The sequence below is a fragment of the Novosphingobium resinovorum genome (genome assembly GCF_027922145.1).
GTDB classification, from domain to species: Bacteria; Pseudomonadota; Alphaproteobacteria; order Sphingomonadales; family Sphingomonadaceae; genus Novosphingobium; species Novosphingobium resinovorum.
Map to the genome: position 1 here is coordinate 41,662 of NZ_BSFC01000018.1, position 19,019 is coordinate 60,680.

The 19,019-nt window shown below is 59.6% G+C and carries 7 protein-coding genes; all 7 read right to left on the bottom strand.

Annotated elements, in window-relative coordinates:
* Positions 1 to 168: 168 nt before the first annotated feature.
* Positions 169 to 951 (bottom strand): HNH endonuclease, encoded by a 783-nt coding sequence (locus PKE80_RS09980; RefSeq protein WP_271182354.1) that lies wholly within the window; start codon positions 949 to 951, stop codon positions 169 to 171.
* Positions 948 to 2,894: a GmrSD restriction endonuclease domain-containing protein gene (locus PKE80_RS09985; RefSeq protein ID WP_271182355.1), complete on the bottom strand. Its 1,947-nt coding sequence runs from the start codon at positions 2,892 to 2,894 to the stop codon at positions 948 to 950. Before PKE80_RS09985 ends, PKE80_RS09980 begins: the two co-directional genes overlap by 4 nt.
* A gap of 69 nt (positions 2,895 to 2,963) precedes the next feature.
* A complete protein-coding gene (locus PKE80_RS09990) occupies positions 2,964 to 4,880 on the bottom strand; it encodes a hypothetical protein (RefSeq protein WP_271182356.1) in 1,917 nt (638 codons plus the stop codon).
* Positions 4,864 to 9,327: an Eco57I restriction-modification methylase domain-containing protein gene (locus tag PKE80_RS09995; RefSeq protein ID WP_271182357.1), complete on the bottom strand. Its 4,464-nt coding sequence runs from the start codon at positions 9,325 to 9,327 to the stop codon at positions 4,864 to 4,866. Before PKE80_RS09995 ends, PKE80_RS09990 begins: the two co-directional genes overlap by 17 nt.
* A complete protein-coding gene (locus PKE80_RS10000) occupies positions 9,327 to 12,116 on the bottom strand; it encodes a DEAD/DEAH box helicase (protein WP_271182358.1) in 2,790 nt (929 codons plus the stop codon). The genes PKE80_RS09995 and PKE80_RS10000 overlap by 1 nt, the downstream gene beginning before the upstream one ends.
* On the bottom strand, positions 12,116 to 17,275 hold the full coding sequence (locus PKE80_RS10005; RefSeq protein WP_271182359.1) for a DEAD/DEAH box helicase family protein: 5,160 nt from the start codon (positions 17,273 to 17,275) through the stop codon (positions 12,116 to 12,118). Before PKE80_RS10005 ends, PKE80_RS10000 begins: the two co-directional genes overlap by 1 nt.
* 250 nt (positions 17,276 to 17,525) lie before the next feature.
* Positions 17,526 to 18,632, bottom strand: coding sequence for a Fic family protein (locus PKE80_RS10010; RefSeq protein ID WP_271182360.1), 1,107 nt, complete (start codon positions 18,630 to 18,632; stop codon positions 17,526 to 17,528).
* Positions 18,633 to 19,019: the final 387 nt, after the last annotated feature.

Genomic DNA, 19,019 nt, shown 5'->3' on the forward strand with positions numbered 1-19,019 from the left:
ATCAGATTGTCATGTGGCGCTGGCTGCCCATGCTGTTTTCGTCGCTGCGTTCGCCATGGTCAGGCAGGGGGGGATGCACCAGGATAGACTTCATGGGAAACCGCGTGGAGCTGACTGACGCATCCGAGATCGCCGACTTGGACGTGAATGTGCGAGGGCTAGCGGTTCCTAATCTGCGCACCACACGACTTCTCGATGCCACACCAAACGGTTGCGGTGGTCGTCGGTCAATGTCAGCGGCGCGGCATTATCCAAGTTTAGTGCCAAAATCTCTGCAGCGGTTAATCGGGGCGATCCTACAGCGACGCCATTGTCGTCAAATGTGATCAGGCCCGCATCGAATGCCGCGTCCCACAGGGATGACAACAGCAAGCCATTGTGGACGTTCAGCCGTTCCTGATCGTTTTCGCATCTGGCCCACGGGATAATATGCGAAGCGCGCAGCAATTCCGGGACGGTGATTCCGGTCAGGGGGCATGTGCTGTTCCAGTAGTTGAGTACGGCTGAGCGGAAGCGATCTTGCCCGATGCGGACTTTTTGTACCCGGTCAGCTTCTGTGTCACCCAGATGCGCGGTTTCTCGCAAAAATTCTTCAAATGGTAGAGTCGGTAGGCTGATGGACAGGCGGTAGACTGCGCTGACGGCAGCAAACAGTGCGTCGCGCGTGGGAAATGCGAAGGCGGCGGCGTGCCCTTTGGCGCACGGAGTGGCAGCCGGCGCGGAGAGTTCCCGCGCAGCACCAGGATGGGCCACTGACAGAAAGAATGGCCCTTCCATGCCCCGCGCTGTTGCTGCGACGGCAATTTCGCCCGGAGCGCTGGACGAGGTGAAGAAAAGCCACCCGGCGGCCTGGCCCATCGGAATGCGATAGCCTTGCCCCTTTGCGGCATCTTCGAGCTCGGACTCCAAGGCGAATGGGTAGGTGCGCAGGCGGTCGCCGGTGTTGATCATGCCGCCACCGGCTCACCAACGATTTCCTTGGTGACGTATGCTTTGAACGCGTCTGCATCAGCAAAGCAGCGGAAGCCGTTTGCATTTGCCAATGTAATCACCGCCGGATCAGCGCCTACGACAAGGGCTACCGCCTCTGTCAGTTCCTGCCGCAGGCCATTAGGCCAAGCCAAGTCCAGAACGGCGGCTTGCTCGCCAGATTCCGCCGTCACAATCTCATGAGCCATGACCCCTGACGGCAACCCCTGATCGGCAACCCATTGTTGCAGCGCCGACAGGGCCGCCTCTTCATTGGCGTCTGCTGGCCCGCTAACAATGGCCGCCGACGCGTGAACGGGCGCTGCGGTGGCGAGCCACCGTTCGGTCTCCCCATGGAGCAGGTCAGCCAACAGGTCGTTTGTCGCCTTGGCCAGCAGTTCGCGGCGAGCGGTTAGGAAATCGGCATAATTTTCAATCCGCCACAGTTGCGGATCCATCGGAACCCATTGCGAAGAAAGGGCGCCGGGGTGCCTTTCCTCGATGGCGGGAAAATAGGCTTCGGGTCGATCATCCAGAATGTCGAGATTGGCGCGTTTGGTCAGGAAGCAGAAGTTTGCGATCGCGTTGACCTCAGCGCGGCCATAGCCAGCCTCGTAGAGGCGAGCCTTAGGGAAAATGTGGTGGACTTCCAACTGACTGAGTTTCCCCAGCATCCCGGCCTTGAGGGGAAGACCGTTCCCCCAATCCTTTGCCTCCGCCATGCGCGTCAGCAGATATAATACAGGGTAGAATCGCGCGCCCAGGTTCCACCCGGTGAAGTGCCCCGGCTCAACCCGCAAGCCGCCATGCCAAAGGCGAAGAATGTCCAGCATGCGATCGAGCCCACCGGCATCCAGTGCTTCAAGATCGGCATCGATGAAGCTTTCGGTCGAACCTGAAAAGCGCCCCCACATGCCGGCCTGCACATACCAGAACAGCAACTTGTCGCGCTCTTTCTGGTCCATCGGTCCGGTTCGCTGATCGAGATAGCGCGCCATTACCGAAACCGCGCCGCGGCCGAACAGCACCCGATCATGATCCAGTCCAAGTCGACCCGAAATCAGGTTCAGCGCGGTATCTATATGGCGACTGGCGCGTTTCAAGGCATCCTGCACCTCGGGCGCAGTCTTGCCGTGCAAGTGCAGGAATTTCGCCTCACCGGTCAGCACGGTGTTCACCGAACGGAGCAGCCAGTCGAGCGAAAAATCGTACCCCGCCTGGCGCCATTTACCCAGTTGCACTTTCATCTCGGTCCGAGCCTGCGGCCAGTCGGCGCAGATTTTTGCCAGCGCCAGATCGCCTTTTGAAAGTTTGGTGCCGCCACTGTTCACTTTGTTGAAGATGTCGACCACGACGTCGAGCGTCATGTCGCCGCCCGTGATTTCCTCGATATGCAGATCGATGTCGCGAATGCCGAGCAGTTTGCTGAGGCGGCTGACATAGTCGCTTAGTTGCGGCGCGTGTTCAGGGCTGGTGGAGAGGGAGGTGATTATGGAACCCAAGCCATCGTTACCCGCATTCAACAGCGCGGTGACATCAATCCAAAGGGGATCGTCGCGCATCATGATGGGCTGGTAAAATTGAAATTCTTCGCGACCGATATGAAAATACAGGCCGGCAAAGGCCTTTTCATTGCCGTCGAAAAACTGCGGCGGGCGCCCCCGGATTACACCATAGAGCGATGTTATCCGCTGCTGGCCATCGAGCAGCAGCTTGACCACACCCGGTGCAAGCTCGTGATCGCCGCGGTGCTGTGCCCCCTCGGACTGGGTGGCCCAGACGAGCAGGCCGCCGACCGGATGGCGCCGATAGAGCGACCCGAACAGGCCGCGCACTTGATCACCGCCCCAGACATAGCCGCGCTGGAATTCAGGCAGGGCCATGTGGCCGTTGTCGATGTAATTCAGAATGGTAGCGATTTGCACTGCCCAGCCCCTTCCGTGACGGCTTCCAAATTTGCTTGTCCATCTTAAGTACGAGACGAGATTAAAAGATCAGAAATCCATCCCGAACACGCGCTTGTCAGCAGGCGCGCCGTGAAGCTCCAAGCGTTGCCAGGGTTCCTTCTGGAATGCCTCCGGTGGTGCGGTCGTGGTGGTGACGATGTATTGGAAGAGGGGAGTTCCGCCGATCTCTTCCAGTTTCTGGCTCATCGTGAACAGCCTGTTGTAGATCGACAGGCCCAAGTCCGCTTCGCGCGGGCTATCATGGATGAGGAAGGCCGGAAGCTGGGTGCGCCCCTCGATTGTGAGAAGCAGCGTGGCAAGATCGAACGCGACGATCTTCAGAGAGTCCACAGCCGCTGTTGAGCGATCTCCCCCCATTTGAAAGCGGAGATTCAACTCGTTCTGCTCAAGGTCGATTTTACCGTTCGCCGTTTCCGGGATCAGGAATTTTAGGACCGCGTCGAACAGGAGCGAAAGGCGGTCTACATTCTGCAGCGCTGCCACGCGATGTTCTGATGCTGCATTGAGGTGTGTGCTCTGGAGCTGGACCAATTGTTCAATGGTATTAGTGCTGGTTTTCAGCTCGCCCAAATGGGTAGCGTAGCGCGTGCTCATGGTGATGTCGCCCTTGGCCGCAGACAGGCGCTTTGATTGGTCGACCAGCGCCCTCTCCAGCGCTATGACAGCCTCAGCAAGCGGCTTAGCCGCCTGTTGGGCGGCAGCAATCTGATACTTCACCGCTGAGATATTTGATTCCAAAGCCCCTATGTCGCCTGCGATCTCGGCGATTTTGCCGATAAGGTCATCTCGTTCCTGTTCCCGCTCCCGGACAAAATCCAAGGCTTTCTGGTCCATCCGCGTGCCGCACGTCTTGCAGACTGGGTTTTGAGCATCGTAGACGTGGGTGTGGGCTTTCGCAGAGTTGTTATCGATGGTCTTCCGCAGTTCCGTCTTGGTAGCGAGATCTGCGTTTAAACCAGCTAACTGGTTCCCGAGCTGGGTCAGCGCCCTTTCAGCTCCATCCTTGTCTTCCCGAGCTTTGGTGAGCCTCTCATAGAGTTGCGGATCTGCTGCTGCCTCTGCCTGCACAACGGCCTCGGCCGCTTGAGCTTTCCAAAAATCGGCCTGTGCGTCCGATGCGCCAAATTTCTGGGATAGGTCCTCCTGCATATCCTCGACGAGATGCTGCAAACGTCGGCGCTGCCGCCTTGTCTGTTCAATTTTGACGGAGCACTCTTCGGCTAAGCGTGAGGCCTCCATTTCACCCGCTGACAAGGCATTGACGAGCAACCTGACAATCACAAGCCGATCCGCCTGCGACAATTGCCGCTGACGTGAAGCAGAGTGGGACTCGGTTTGTGCCGATCGCCATTCGAGCGCCGAAAGCAGCCGACACTCCTGGTCACGGGTCAGCCACGCCAGCGCAACTTCCCATGCCTCTTCGACAGGGTTCGCCAAGGGCATGCGGCTCGCAGCCTCTGGCATGAACGCCTGAGTGATCGCGTCGCACAGAGCACCGAGTCCAGTATGGGGCATTTCCCTGCCGAATGCAGCTTCGAGCACCTCACCCTTGGCGCAGTAGTGACGGTTATCGACACCAATTGGGCGGAGTACGACCCATGCCTCTCCATCAAGAACGACCTCAGCCCCGACATAACCATCGGGGATCTTGCGAGCGACCACCTCTCGCAGCGCGTGCGAGCCAAAGCTGTTTTCGCCGAGGCAGTAACGCAATAGGCGGCAAAAGCTGGTTTTACCGCCTCCATGTCCCATCGCCTCGTTTTCCGTGCCCGAATCTGGTGACCAGATGATGTTCAGCCCCGGCCTAAGCGTTACAGCGCGGATCGGATCACCCACGCCGCGCCAAATGACCAGGCGCCGCACCCATAGGCGCGGGCCGCCTTTTCCAGCGGCGGGTTGGACATCATCGATAGAGATGGCGAGGAGATCAGGCTGCTGCGGCAATCCATTCCCTTTCTTCCTGCGGCAAGGCGGCGATTGCGTTCTGGGTTACGATATTGCGCATCGCATGAAGCGCGAAGGCGGCGCGCCCGTCGGCCCAGGCCAGAGGGGCGTAATGGTAGATTTCGGCGCCCCGATCCCACATGCGGCTTTGCGCGTTGTAGAGGATCGAGCGCTCGGCGCGGAGTTGATCAACAGCATCACGGAAAGCCTGCGACGAGGCAGCACTGAAGACTGCGACGTTGGGAGTCGCTTGCAGGTTTACCTGATCTCCAACAAGCCGCTGCCACTGCGCCTGCATATCTGGAGTCAGATAGTGCATCAGCAGGTGCGGCTTGGCTGCGAACAAGGCGGTAAGCCGAACGTCGAGCGGGGCGACCGGGCCGACCGTCTTTTTCATAATTGCTGCGAAGATGTGCCGGACATCGATTGCGGTGCCGACACGGTGATCCCATGCACCATCCGACACCGTGCTGACATCCGGGGCTGCAGCGGCCAATTGGTCATAAGCAGTGAGAACGAGGCGTTGGGTGCGGTATTCGCCGTACTTCCTGATCTCGTTGTTTCGCAAGACGCGAAAGGTTTCGCTGGGGTAATCGGGGCCCATCACGTCCTTGGGATCGAGCACATAGCGCAGTTCGTCGCGCGTAAGGCCATAAGCCAGCGCGTACCAAGCATCGAGTTCGGCGCGCAGTTCGGCGCGGCGGTCTTCGTCCCATGCAAATGGTGCCCCTTCATAGCCCAGATCGCGGGCGATGGGAGCCATGGAATGGCTGGTGTAGGTCAGTTCCAGCACGCGCGGAACGATGTAGGCGATATCGGTCTCACTGTAAGCGCTGGGTGGGAGGATAGGGAATTGTTTGAGGTAAAAATAGGTCAACGAACTCCCGCTAAGTTTCTGGCGCGCAACAAAATCATGAACCATACAAATTAAATTTGCGAGCAATGCTGATTGAAGTTCAACTGATTTCTTGGTTCGGAGCAATGGCAATTTATGGTTGGCGCCGACAATAGGCATCCATGTGGCTATCACGGTCCTTTCAACAGATGAAAGGCTAATGTCTCGCCAACCCATCAAAGCGCTGCTGCATGCTTTGTCGACCTCATACCGATCTGCGACAGAAACTCGGTCAATCCAATATCTGGGCGTTACCTCGTATTCGATACGCCGCTTTTCGGCGACGCTAGTGTCTCGGACTTCGATGCCGTCATATGTTGCCCAACGATGGTCAAAGTGATGGATCATTTTGGCTTCGTAGAGTGGCACCATACGGGCGGTGGCCTTCACCCAATCCATACCTTCACGCACCCACCCGTCAGCGGTAAGCTGCGCGGCAGTACGGAAAAGGCTACTGTCGTTCGACATGTGGAACATTGTCAGAAACGACACTTCCCACGGATTGCCTTGCATGCCCATCGCATCGTTTATCAGCACCGGCACGCGTTCATAAATGGAAGCGGTGAGTGCTGCGTCTTGTTGCGAGCGGAAAACGGGAGCCGTCTTAGTGTTGGGATTTATTCGGGCGATCTGGTCAGGGTCCAGAGAAAATCGGCGTTCAGGGACGTTGATTTCAGAGAGTGCCCGGAACGAAAATACGAAATTTGGACTTACATCTGCAAATCCGATCGTCAGTAAGCAAAACGACTTGCGATCATCTGTTCCCTTGAACCACTGGCGAACTTCATAGGCGCTATATAGAGAAATAATTCTCTTCTTTGCTGTAAGATGCCCGAAGAATGGCGCTGTAGTAGCGTCGGTTGCAATGCCGGTGGGTGCAATTACCCCCGCCCGCCCGCTCGCTCGCGTAAGGTTCAGGAAATGCTCAGTAAATAGTGCGTAAGTATTTACGTCGCCACGCCCAGTCCATGGAAAGCGCCGCGCCTTGCCGACCTTTGCTGGATCGATCTTAGTCGGATCCTGATCTCTTGGCGAAGTGCAGAATATCGAAGATGCCTCGGCAACGCGCTTGGCGGTCTCAAATGCTTTGTGCAAAGCATAGGCGGGCGTATCGTGCTGGGCGGTCGCCAGCGCCTTGATCATTGCTCCACGCGCCGCCGCATTGGGCGCACTGGCAATTTCGAGATCGCGGCTCGCAAAAAACTCCTGCTCTTGAAGCTTGATCCGCTCCCACGGCGGATTGCCCAGCACCACATCAAACCCGCCGCGTGCAATGATCACCTCGGGAAAGGCCAGGGGCCAATGGAACGCGCGGGTCAATTCGGCCGCATTGACCGCTGCGCCTTCCAGCGGGTCATAGATGTTGCCGCCGCCCATGCGCGTGCGCAAATGGCCGGTGGTGGGGATCATCGCATTGCCGCTGCTGGTGGGCACGCCGCCAGTCTTGGGCAGCAGGAAGGCCGCGACATAAAGATCGCAGGCCACCTTGGTGGCATAGCGGCGCGGGTCGTTGGCCCATGCGAGGAACTTCTCCCGTTTGGCCTTGATTTGTGCCACGGTATCTTCAGGCAGGTGGCGCAAATCGTCCATCTGCGCGGCCAGTCTGGCCGGAGGCAGGCCACCGCCGCCAAGGCCGAAATCGAACATGCCTTGTCCGGCTTTTTCGGCCTTGTTGCGCTTGGCAAAGTGTTTGGCGGTTTCTTTGTCGTCGCCGGTCAGCGGTTTGTAGGCATCGTCGGGAATGCCCTCTTCTAGCGCGGCAAGGTCGAACACACCCAGCAGGCTATCGCCGCACTGCAAGTTGGCATCGAGGAAGCCCAAAGGCTTGCCCGGTTCCACCGTCTCGATCCACAGCGCCACCTTGGCGAGTTCCACCGCCATCGGGTTGCGGTCCACGCCGTGAATGCAGTTCCGCACCACATCGCGCATGGCGGCGTTGTAATCCGGCGCATCAGGGTTTCGCAGTTGGGCCAACCGGTTCGCCACCCGGCGCGCCGCGCCAAGCAGGAAGTGACCCGATCCGCAGGCCGGATCAATGATGTTGAGATCAAGGATGGCATCAACGCCGCCTTTGGCCTCGGCACGGTCGAGCACAGGATCAAGCGCGCTGTCGAGCAGACACTGCACCAGAGTATCGGGTGTGTAGTAGCTGCCAGACGTCTTGCGGGCATTGCCTCGCGCTTCCGCACCGCCAGCGAAGCTGAAGGTGTGCCCGGCATCCTCGCGCATGGGCACGAGTTCGAGCAGGCCTTCGTAGACGCTGCCCAGTTCCTCGGTCGCCATGTCGCGCCAGTTGATGCGGACACGGCGGCTGTCATCGATCAACCACGCAAGCTTGTAGGCGGCGGTGAGAAAGGCGCGGTTGGGGATCTCCGCGGTATCGAGATCGGGGGTTAGGCCTTGATCGAACAGCCCGCCCAATGCGGGCAAGCCCAACCGCGGCTCGCCTTGGACCATCGCGCGAAATACGACCTTGGCGCCTTCCCATGCATCGTAATGGTGGTCGTGGGCGTGGCGCTTGATCGAGCGGTCGCGTAGATGGGCAAAGCCATAGTTGGCAGCATAAAGGTCGCGCGTTGCCTTTGGCGTGGCGGGCGGATGCAGCAAGTCGCGGTCTTCGGCCACGGCGAGGAAGATCATCCGATAGACGACGCGCAGCATCTGCTCAAACAGGTGTGGCAAGGGCAGTTCGTTGCTGTCGAGCCGTGTGCGGATGGCTGGGTTAGCTTTGAGAAGGCCTTGGCCCAGCGCTAGCAAGGCGTCCTCCACGTTCACACGCAGGCGATCACGCGCGGCTGTGCCAGCACGCATACCGGCCTCGCGCCAGCGTTCGAGCGAGCTGTCGCTTTGGTCTGCCCCTTCCGCGCCAAAGCGTGAGGCGTGGATCAGCAGCCACAGCGCCGTGAAGTCGGCGAACATGTCGTCGCGGAAGATCGCGGCAAGGTCGACCTCAATCCATGCCGGGCGGGTCAGGCTGGCGTTGTCGCGCATCAGGCGCAAGCGGTCGCCCGCGAATACCAGGCCCCACAGGGCAGCATCGTTGGCATTGAGCCAGTCTTGCAGAAGCACGGTGGGTGACCGGCGATGGATGCGCCCGCTTTCGCCATCGCCAAATTCCGGCAGCGCGCGGGCGAAGCCATCACCCGGCACACCTTTGACTAGCGGCGCGGGAGGCGCGACCACGATGGGCACACGACCGCCCTTGGCTTCCCAGGCGATGGTGAAGCGGCGATCCTCGCGATGGTGAACGTGCGGGCCGGTCAGGGCAAAGCCAAAAGCCTGCTCCAGCAAGCCTTTGGCGAAGGTTGCGGTCTGAGTCGTGGTGGGATCAGCAAGGCGATTGAACGTCTGCCAATGCGCCTGAGCAATGCGGAAATAGCGCGTGATTTCATCGCGCAGATTGGTGCCCTTGGGGCAGCCATAGTCGGCAGCCATTTTGACGTCGGGCGCAGCGGAGGCGATGGCCTGCACCTGATCGGGGGAAATCAGGCCCCCTTCGATGGTGATGGCGGCAAGGCCCAGATCGGCGCTGCGTTTGGCGGCGCGAGACATCAGTTCAACTCCGGAAGCAAGACATAGAGGCCGATAATGTCGGCCGGAAGGACCGGGTTGACCTTTACTGTCGCACCACCGCCCGCCGCCTCGGTCAGGCGGATATGATCGTAGGACAAAGCCTCGGCGCGGGTTTGCGCAAAGGCTTCGATCGCACTGGTGTAACTGGGCAATCGGCTGTGAGCATTGTCGATCTGGCGCAGCCTTGCATCGGTATCGATGTCGCTGGATGCGGCTTGTTCCAGCAAGGCCAGGGCTTGATCGGCGAAGGCTACGGGCTCCGTACCCAGTCCGGCAAAGGCAACGGCGGTCGCTTCTTCAGCCAGCAGCAGGCGGTTGGTGCGTCCGCTGGTCACAAGCTGGTAGCGCAGCCGCAGCAAAAGTAGCGTCGTCATCTGGGCAACAGCGCGGGTGCGCCAGACACCCGCACGGCCAAGGGCCTTGCCTTCGGCGGCTTGCGGGTCGAGCGCGCCTTCGGCCAGCGTTTCGGCCATAATCGCGACCGCGGGATGAACCCGGCCGACATGGGTGACACCGGGGTTTGGATCATCGAGGAAGCTGATCCGGCGCGTGCCTTTGAGACCGCGCTGCCCCAACCTGTCGCGCATCGCATCGGGCAGGAAATCGATATGCAAGCGCGCATGATCGGCCAGCTTTTCCAGGGGCGCGCCGAGGCGCTGAAGGGCGCGCTCGGTAAACCGGGCGACTTCGGTGGGGCCGCCATTCAGTGCGCGCATTTTGTTCCATTCGGGCAGGACTTCGTCCGGCTTCAGTGCGCCTTGGGCATAACGCGACCGGCTTGCCTTTGCGTTTTCGGCGGTGTCGCGCCATTGCCGTTCAAATCGCTGGGCAGCGGGGCCGAAATCGAAGGTGAGCTGGCTTTTGGCATTACCGCCCCGGCGCAGCATCACGGCCTGCATCAAGGCGGACGTCACGCTTTCCTGATCTTCGGGCATTGGCACTGCCACGCCTGTGGCTTTGCGGATTTCGTCGGCCTTGCGCAGGATTACATCGAGCACCGCACCATCGATGGCGCTGTTTTCGCCATACATCATCAAGGAGCGAACGATTGGCGCCTGTTGTCCAAAGCGATCGACACGACCTTCACGTTGCTGATGTCGGGTTGGATTCCAGCTCAGATCGTAATGAATGACCGTGTCGAACAAGCTTTGCAGGTTGATGCCCTCAGACAGGCAGTCGGTGGCTACGAGGATGCGATTGTCGGAAACGTCGAGCGCTTCGACCCGATTGCGGCGCTCATCGGGGGCGAGGGTGCCGGTGACCACTGCCAGGGCCGCCTTGGAGAATTCTGCGCGCAGAACTTCACCCAAAGCCTCGGCCGTAGCGATGAAGCGGCAGAAGATGACCGGCTTGGCGCCGGCCTTCATCAAAGGCCGCAATTCGGCCAGAAGTTGTTTCAGCTTAGGGTCCTGTGCGGTGCGCGATGCGAGCGATTGTGCCCGTTCGATCAGCGCGCGCAATGCGGCGGTTTCTTCGCTGTCTTCAATAGCGGTAGCGGGTTCGATATCGCTTTCGATAAGCACGCCATCTTCGGCATCGAAAACGACCGGCTCAATGGCGTCTTCTTCGGCCATGCCGCTCAATCGATTGCTCAGGGCGCTGACAGCCGCAGCGGGAGACGACCCGACACAGCGCATCAGGGCCAACGTGCCCCAGAATGCCAGGCGGCGATGCCGTTGATCCGTGCCTGCTCGCTCGGTGACGGTGAAGCAGTAATCAAGCACTTCTTCCTGAAATGCTGCGAAATCACCGTTGAGCGTGAATGGCGATTCCTTGGTTTCATGTTTGGCAAAGGCGCGCTGCTCGTCCCAGCCATCCTGAATATCTGGCCGGCGGCGCTGAATGAGATGCTGCGCTAGGCGGCGCGCATAACGCTCCCGGGCATTGGCATCGCCACCATTCGGGCCGCCCGCCAGTTCTTTATGCACCAAGCCAAGCAAGCGGTCATAGGCGACCACGTCGCCACTGTGCGGCGTGGCCGTCAGCAGCAGCAGATGGCGTTCAGGATCGGTGGCGATCCTCTCGAGCAAGTCATAGCGCTGGTGCTTGCCGCGTTCGTTGCCGACACAGCTATGGGCTTCATCGACGATGACAAATGGCGGGCAGGCTCGGGCGAATTCGTCGCGACGGCTGTCGGCCTTTATGTAATCGAGGCTCACGACCGTAAACGGATAGGCATCGAACAGGCTTTGCGACGTGGGAAGGCCGCGTTCCAGACCTCGGGCCTTGGCCGCGGTCACTGCGACGGCATCGATATCGAATTTTTCGGCCAGCTCGGTGACCCATTGATCGACGAGATGCGGCGGGCAAAGCACGGCAAAACGATCGACCAGCCCGCGATCGAGCCATTCGCGCAGAATCATGCCGGATTCGATGGTCTTGCCGATACCGACGTCGTCCGCGATCAGCAGGCGCGCCACATGCAGCTTGAGCGCCATCATCAACGGGACGAGCTGATAGGCGCGCGGTTCGACACCCAGATGGGCGGCGCTGCGAAATGGGCCTGCGCCGCGCCGGAGTGACAAACGCAGCGCGTCTGCCAGCAATTTCGCACCATCCTGCGTATCGAGCCGGTCTGCGGTAGGGGCCGCGAAGCTGGCTGGCTCTACGGGCGACGATTCAAGCTCTGGAATGATGATCTGGGCATCGTCGTCGCTGCCCGAAAGGGGGCGCACATTGAGCATTCCCTCACCCGGCGAGGGCAGGACAATCCATTCGCGCCCGCGCGCACGCACCATATCGCCGGGGGCAAAAACAACCGCGTTCATTATGATACTCCAAGGGCGGTGCGCAAAGCGGCCGGGGCTTCATCTCCCGGCGAAGCGAGCAGATCGATCACATCGAGAATTCCAAGCGATGCCGCTTCGGCCTTGATCTCGTCTGAAGCACCGCCGGGAACGGCGAGAACGTCCTTAGCAGACCAATAGAGCGAGAATTCGCCCTGTGGCAGCCGCAGCGTGGTGGGTTTTGGGAATCCCCAGCGCAGAACGGCGTGCAGCCAAGGATCGCCGCCACTGTCGGCAGCGATATCACCGACAGTGGCATTGGTAAGCGCGCGCAAGAAGCCGAGCATACCAGGATGGCGACGGTCGATCATCTCGTGGTCGGGCTGGTTGAAGTACGAGAGGATGCAGCGATAGCAGCCTGCCACGCAGGCATCAGTAGAATGCAGCTCTTCGTCGTCGAACGGGGGCTGATAATGCATCAGCTTGAGGGCTTCGGCGGCCACTTCGGCGACCTTGGCAGGGTCGGCAATCAGGCGGTTGAGAACGCCTGCGCCACCCTCGGTCGCTTCGTATAGCAAAATGGCGTTGCGCAAATCGCGATTAGGCAGTGGTTCGCCCAGGATTTCGCCCTCTTCCAGTTCAAAAACGAGCTGGATGCCCCGGATCAGCGCGTGCTGGAGCGTCGCCATATCCTCGACATTCAAGGGGGCGCGGGGTTGCAGGAGCATCGCGTTCTTGTGGTCTTCTACAATCGGCACGATGCGTTGTGGCTTGGCCTGGGTGGGATCGCCCATGCCTTCATCATCATCGCCATTTGATGGATCGGCCAACCATCGGCCAGTATTGGGATCGATGAAAAAGCCGAAGATCGATTTGGATTTGCGGCGGCGCAAACCTTTGTTGATCCGAGACAGTTTGGTGGCCGCGCCATAGTCAAGCCGCAGCAGTTCCTGCCCATCGGCAACGAGCAGGCAGGAGCGGATGTCAGGTTCGCCGGCCTGCATAGGCCATTGAAATACCGTCTGGATCTCAAAGCCGCGGCGCTGCCGGTCTTCGTCGTTGGCGGTGATGCGCTCTGCCGGCGCGGTCTCTACGTTGTCGATGCGCAGCACCGTATCCAAACGCTCGGCGCCACCCAGGGATGTATCGCAGGCGTGGCAGCGTTCCTGTAATTCGTCGGTATGGCCCGCACCGCATTGCGGGCAGAGGATCAGCGTCGATGTGGTCAGCTGATTGTTGTCGAGCCGATCGCGCGCGGGCAGCTTGGCCTTGGTCACACGGAAGGCCCGGCCTTCGTGGTAGATCATGCTGTTGGGGCCGAACTCGGCGATGGCCAGGAACCGGGGACGCTGCAGAACCGCGCTGCGTGTCGCCGGAATGAAGGCATAGAGCGGCAGGCGGGGGAAGTTGTAGCCCGGCAGGAAGCCTTCGGTGGCGAGATAGCGATAGGTGTAGAAGTCCGAGCCGTTGCTGGCGCGCCCGGTTTCAAGGATTTCGAGCTCGCGCGAAGCATTGCGGTAGCGGGTTGCCGCAGCGGTGCGTTCCCCAGCCTTCAGGCCGACCTTGTTCTGGATCGCGTGAGCGAGATCCTGTTCGCGCCTTGCGCTGCTATGCAGATCACGCCAGCGTTTGAAGGCATGACTGAATTCGGACAGCGCTTGCCGATCAACCTGATCAACGAAAGCATCGACATCTGCGAGCCAGGGCGCGTTCTTAAGGTCGACAGCCGACAGCATCGAGCCAATCAAACGGCGCATGATCGGGCGGGCAGCGCCGCTTTGGGCAACTGCTGCCAGTCCGGCCGCGATTTCCGGGGCAACCGGCTTATCGTCGCCGGCCATATCGAGGTTTTCCGGGATCGACGATTTGAGCGGGACAGTGGCTACGGCCAGCCATTCAGCATGAAGATGGCTGCGCAAAAGATCCTGGTTGGCAAGATCCAACGCCGGTGGCCGAACCACACCCGCGACGAGCGCGGGCTGATCCTTGAAGTAATATTGATCATGCGGCGATTGCGACGCGCAATAGATGACCACCAGCGCGGCTTGCCCACTGCGGCCCGCACGACCAGCGCGCTGCGCATAGTTGGCAGGCGTTGGCGGCACATTGCGAAGGTAGACCGCGTTGAGCGCGCTGATATCTACCCCGAGTTCCATTGTCGGTGAGCAGAACATCGCAGGCAGGAAGGTGTCGGGCTCGCCCTCTTGCCGCATTGCTTCATGATTGTCGGCAAGGCGCTTGCGGTCCGGACCTTCGTAACGAAAGCGGTCTTCGCGCCACGAACGGACGTCCTGATCGACCTGCGCTGTGTGTTCGCGCGCCTCAAAGCTGTAGGGCAGATCACCGTTGTGCCCCAGCATTTCCGCGACTTGCTCATAGAGGCTGCGGAAAAATGGGTTTTGGCGCTTGCCGTCACGCCGGGCAGTTGCCTCGCGCAGGCGGATCGCGGTCGGGGCCATCCGCCAGGCTGGCGCTTCATATCCGACATTGACCCGGCGAACGAATTGATGAGCCTCAGCCGCTTGAAGCAGCGTCTCGATCATCTCATCGTATTCTCTGGCCGGAACCTGCTCATTCCAGATGCGGGTGTGCCGTAGTTCCTTGCCAAGCTTGCTCTGACGACCTGCCCGCAGGATCAACGCAGCCTCTGTAGCCTTGATCGTACCGCTGCGAGGAGGCGTGATCATCAGGAATCCGGCCTGCCTCAGACTCTTCTCCTCTTCGCGGTCAATGGCCCATGGCAAGCGGAGCCGATTGCGAGAGACTTCGGCAGATTGGCGGACCTTGCCCGGGTCGAGCGCATCGGTAGCAACGGCAAGGCCTTGGCGCATATTGTCGAACAGTCGCTCAAACAACTGCCGCCTGATATCTGGCGACGCCTCCGCCAACCGGGGGCATGAGCGGAATTCCTCGTCGTCATGAATCAGGTCATCGAGGCCTGGGAAATGCGCCTCGATGAGGCCAACCTCTTCAAGGTTGGGATTGGTATACCTCCAGCCTCGACGCAGGTCGGCCCAAAGCCTGTGTGCAAGGATGTCGGACAGCGTTTCCTGGGCCTCCTGGCGATTTTGATACCCTTTCGCTTTGGGATCGAGCATCCATTCGGCGAGGCGGCTTGGCTCATCGAGATCGAAACCGAGCGCAAGGCGTACAGCTTCACCAAAGCGATCAGGCTTCAACCCTTGTGGCCCGGCGGCGCGGACCGCGCGCAAGATGGCAGCACGCAGCAAGGTGACGAAAATGAAGTCGTTGAAATGGCCAGCCTGAAGCGCGGCATCCTGGCGATTGTCGGTAAAACCGAGCAGCTTGCGCGTGTATGGCGCGAGCGAGCTATCTTGCTCCATCCAGGCCAGAATGGTCGCAACGATCAGTGTTGTCGTCGAGCTGCGACCCTCTGCCGACAATCCAGCAAGCTTGTTGATTTCTCGAGCCTGTGGCGCAGGCTGATACCCACATTCAGGACAAAAGCGGTACTGGCCCGAGAAGAACCAGGCCGGAACGCCGTCGTCGGCGAAGCTACCGTCAGGCCTGACATGCACAAGCCGCCCCTCGTGCTTGTTTCGATGGTTGGATTTGAGCCGCAGCACGCCAGATGCCGTTTGCTCTTGCCATTCATCGGGGTAATCTTCGGTGGCACCGCCGAATTTGAAGCCAAGGTTGACCGCAGGCACCAGATAGCCGGTTTCAGTGCCATCAGGCTCGGCTTCATCCTTGGTCGGCTCATCGATGGGGCGCGCAATGACGCGCCTTTCGCCATCGACGCTCGCAATCGAAACGCTGTGATGTTCCTGGCCGCATTCCCGGCAGAAGTAGAGAGGGTACAGTCGTGCGTTCTCATCCTCGGGCAAAAACTTTTGCCCTTCGAGGCTGACCCGTCGCCACTCTGCAGGCTCAAGCGTTGCATAGGCCTTGCCTGCACCGGAAATGAAACGGTGCAATTTGAATGCCAGAAATGCACGGTCCGATGTGCCGCCGCGTTCGTCTTCCCGTTTACCCATCATGGCAAGCATGGCGGCAATTGCTCGCTCACAGTCGGGGACAGGCAATCCGATTTGGGCGCTGAGGCCCTCGGCGGCCTTGAGCATCGTCATCGGCGACCGCCGTCGACGCTTTTCCCCTTCTTCGATTCCGACCTGCGTCTCAATCCAGCAGGCGAGCGGATGGGTTTCGAGTTCGGCATTTGATAGGGCAGCCGGCAGAGGGTGAAGCACTGCTTGGCGCAGTGGTGCGATCAGGGTCTCCGCCTTGATCGCATAGGACGTTGCGCGGTCCAGATCTTCGTCGATTACCCCGCCGAATTGAGAGATCGGTTGGCCGAAGAGCGTCGTCGCGACTTCAGCTACGGCCTTCGCTCTGTCCAATTCATCGGCCGAGCTTGACATCGTGGCCGATGTGCCGATGCAGATGAGATCCTTTGACGGGGTGAGGCGTTGCTTCACGCGGCGAACCAGCATGGCAACGTCAGCACCCTGACGACCGCGATAGGTGTGCAGCTCGTCAAGGACCAGGAAGTCGAGACCCTGGGCGTTGGCAATCACGGCCTGATCAAGCCGTTCCTGCCGCGTCATGAGTAGCTCGAGCATCATGAAGTTGGTCAGCAAGATGTCCGGCTTGTCACGCGAGATTTGTTGACGTTCTTCGTCAGTCTCCTGACCGGTATAGCGGGCGACCGTTGGTTTCAAATGGGCCGACAACCCGGCAGCCACCGCCTCATCAACGAATTTTCGGATCTCACCGAGTTGCGAATTTGCCAAGGCATTCATCGGGTAGATGATGATCGCTCTTGTGCGCGGCTCTTCGCCAGCCTTCTTTGCGCGGATTATGGCATCGACGATGGGTACGAAAAAGCAGAGCGATTTGCCGGAGCCGGTGCCAGTCGTGACGACAAAACTCTCGGAATTGCGGGCTTTTGCAACCGCACGTTGCTGATGCCGATGTAACCTGATTGGCATGCGGTTGGGGCCAGCGGCGAATATCGAGACGAGGTCAGGCTCAATCACGCCCTCTGATGCCAACTCGTCAATCGATTTGCCGGGTTCGTAACGGGGATTGATCGTTACGAGTGGGTCGGGCCAGAATTTCTTTTCATCGTAAACAGCGCGGATCTGCTGATCGATTTCTGGCGCCTTGATAGTGGAGAAAGAGCGGGCGAACGAAGCGTAGCGATCAACTAATGCGCGATCGAGTTCAAAAATATTCACGACTACCCCTGCGCATCCTGCCGAAAATGTTACTTACGGCGATTAATAGTTCGATGTGGTCGACTGACGCCAGTCCAGAAATATCCAAACCTTTTGGGGTCGGGCCAAATTTGTCGATCAAGTAATCGGCTTACCAAGCGCCCAGGATTGATATTTTCCAAGATCAGGCCCGGCAATTTGGTCTCGGCCACATACCGACACTGGCATTCCGGGTCGTAATCGATGTCTATGAAGAAGCTTTGCACCGTGGTCATGTCGGTAGCTCGAGAAAATAGCGGGTGTGCTTGAGTTCGCCATGTTTCCTTAGCGCACCGATCTGTACCAGATCGGTCAGGTCGCGCGTGGCAGTGGCTGAAGGCGCGTCCGTGATCGTGCGGTAGTTGGCGGCGCTGAGGCCTCCTTTGAACCCATCTACTCCTTCGGCGAACATGCGCAGGAGCGCCTTTTCTTGGCGGGGGTTGATCTTGCCGCGCAGGCGTTCGAGCAAATGGGATTTGGCGATTAGGAACTCGACGCGCTCGATCGTGCGCTGCTGGGCTGCCAATGCGATTTCGGCGAACCAGGTCAGCCATTCGTCGATCTGGTTCGATTGACTTGCGTGCTGGAGCTGCTGGTAATAGGCTTTGCGCGCGCGCTGGATCATTTCGGCTAGTGCGGTAATCGCCGGGGCGTCGAGCCATTGCGCTAGCGCCTTCTCGGCAACAGCGCGACCGATCCTGCCATTACCATCCTCGAACGGGTGGATCGATTCAAACCAGAGATGCGCGATACCTGCCCGCGCCAACACGCTGACCGGCTGCGCGCCATCGGGGCCGCTGGTGTTGAACCAGCGAACGAAGGCGCGCATTTGGTCAGGCACGACCGCTGATGGCGGTGCCTCGAAATGCACTTTGGGCGCGTGCAGCGCACCCGAAACGATCTGCATCGCATCTTCGTGGCGACGATAACGGCCAATGTCGACCAGATCGCGCCGCCCGTTCATTAGCATGGCATGCCACTGAAATAGCGCGTCATCGGTGAGCGGGGCGCGATAGCCGCGATAAAGGTCAGCCATCATCTCAGCGATGCCGGCTTCGGCGGCATTGGCACGACGCTGTTCGGCGGCAATGCCCAGATAATTCGCGATCGAGGATTGCACGCTGGCGCGGTCGAGGATCTCGCCTTCGATGGCTGAGCTATCGACTGCTTCTTGCGCGATAAGCGAGATGGTAAGGCGGTTGCGGTCGCTTTCCGGCAGATGCGTCATGGCGCCCACGGCCACGCCTGCACCTTTGAGAAAGCGGTCTTCCAAAGGCCGCAGGCGTGCGGCATCATAGGCAAAATTCGGCCAGTCTGTTAGCTGCCAGTTCCACCGCACGATTGATTACCCCGCCTTCTATCGATCATAATTGCACGATATTCGATCGTTAGGAAAGGCGTTTTTACAGGCAATCACTGGCTTCCATTGGGGGAGGCTTTAGGAAGCCTTGGAGGGCACCGTTGTCAGCGGCTTCGACGACCTGCTCGAAGGGCGGAGAACGACAGGTGTTGGTATGGCCGACTTCCCAGCGCCGCATCGGAAGGGCGTTCCTGGTCGGCACCTGCCGCACCATACGGCAAACTCTGTCGGATCGATGCAGTGAAGTAAAACCTCATTTTGGAGGTTTCCCTTCAGGTTAGGGCGCTACCGTATATCTGTGCCCGTTCTATGTAACAGCCCGCTGCCGAAGTCGATTTTTCGGGACGGCGCTCAGCCCGGCCCCGC

Bases quoted from the DNA above. Each gene is read 5' to 3' on its own strand.
- PKE80_RS09980 (WP_271182354.1), bottom strand. From the start codon at position 951: ATGATCAACACCGGCGACCGCCTGCGCACCTACCCATTCGCCTTGGAG.
- PKE80_RS09995 (WP_271182357.1), bottom strand. From the start codon at position 9,327: ATGTCTCGCGCCGCCAAACGCAGCGCCGATCTGGGCCTTGCCGCCATC.
- PKE80_RS10000 (WP_271182358.1), bottom strand. From the start codon at position 12,116: ATGAACGCGGTTGTTTTTGCCCCCGGCGATATGGTGCGTGCGCGCGGG.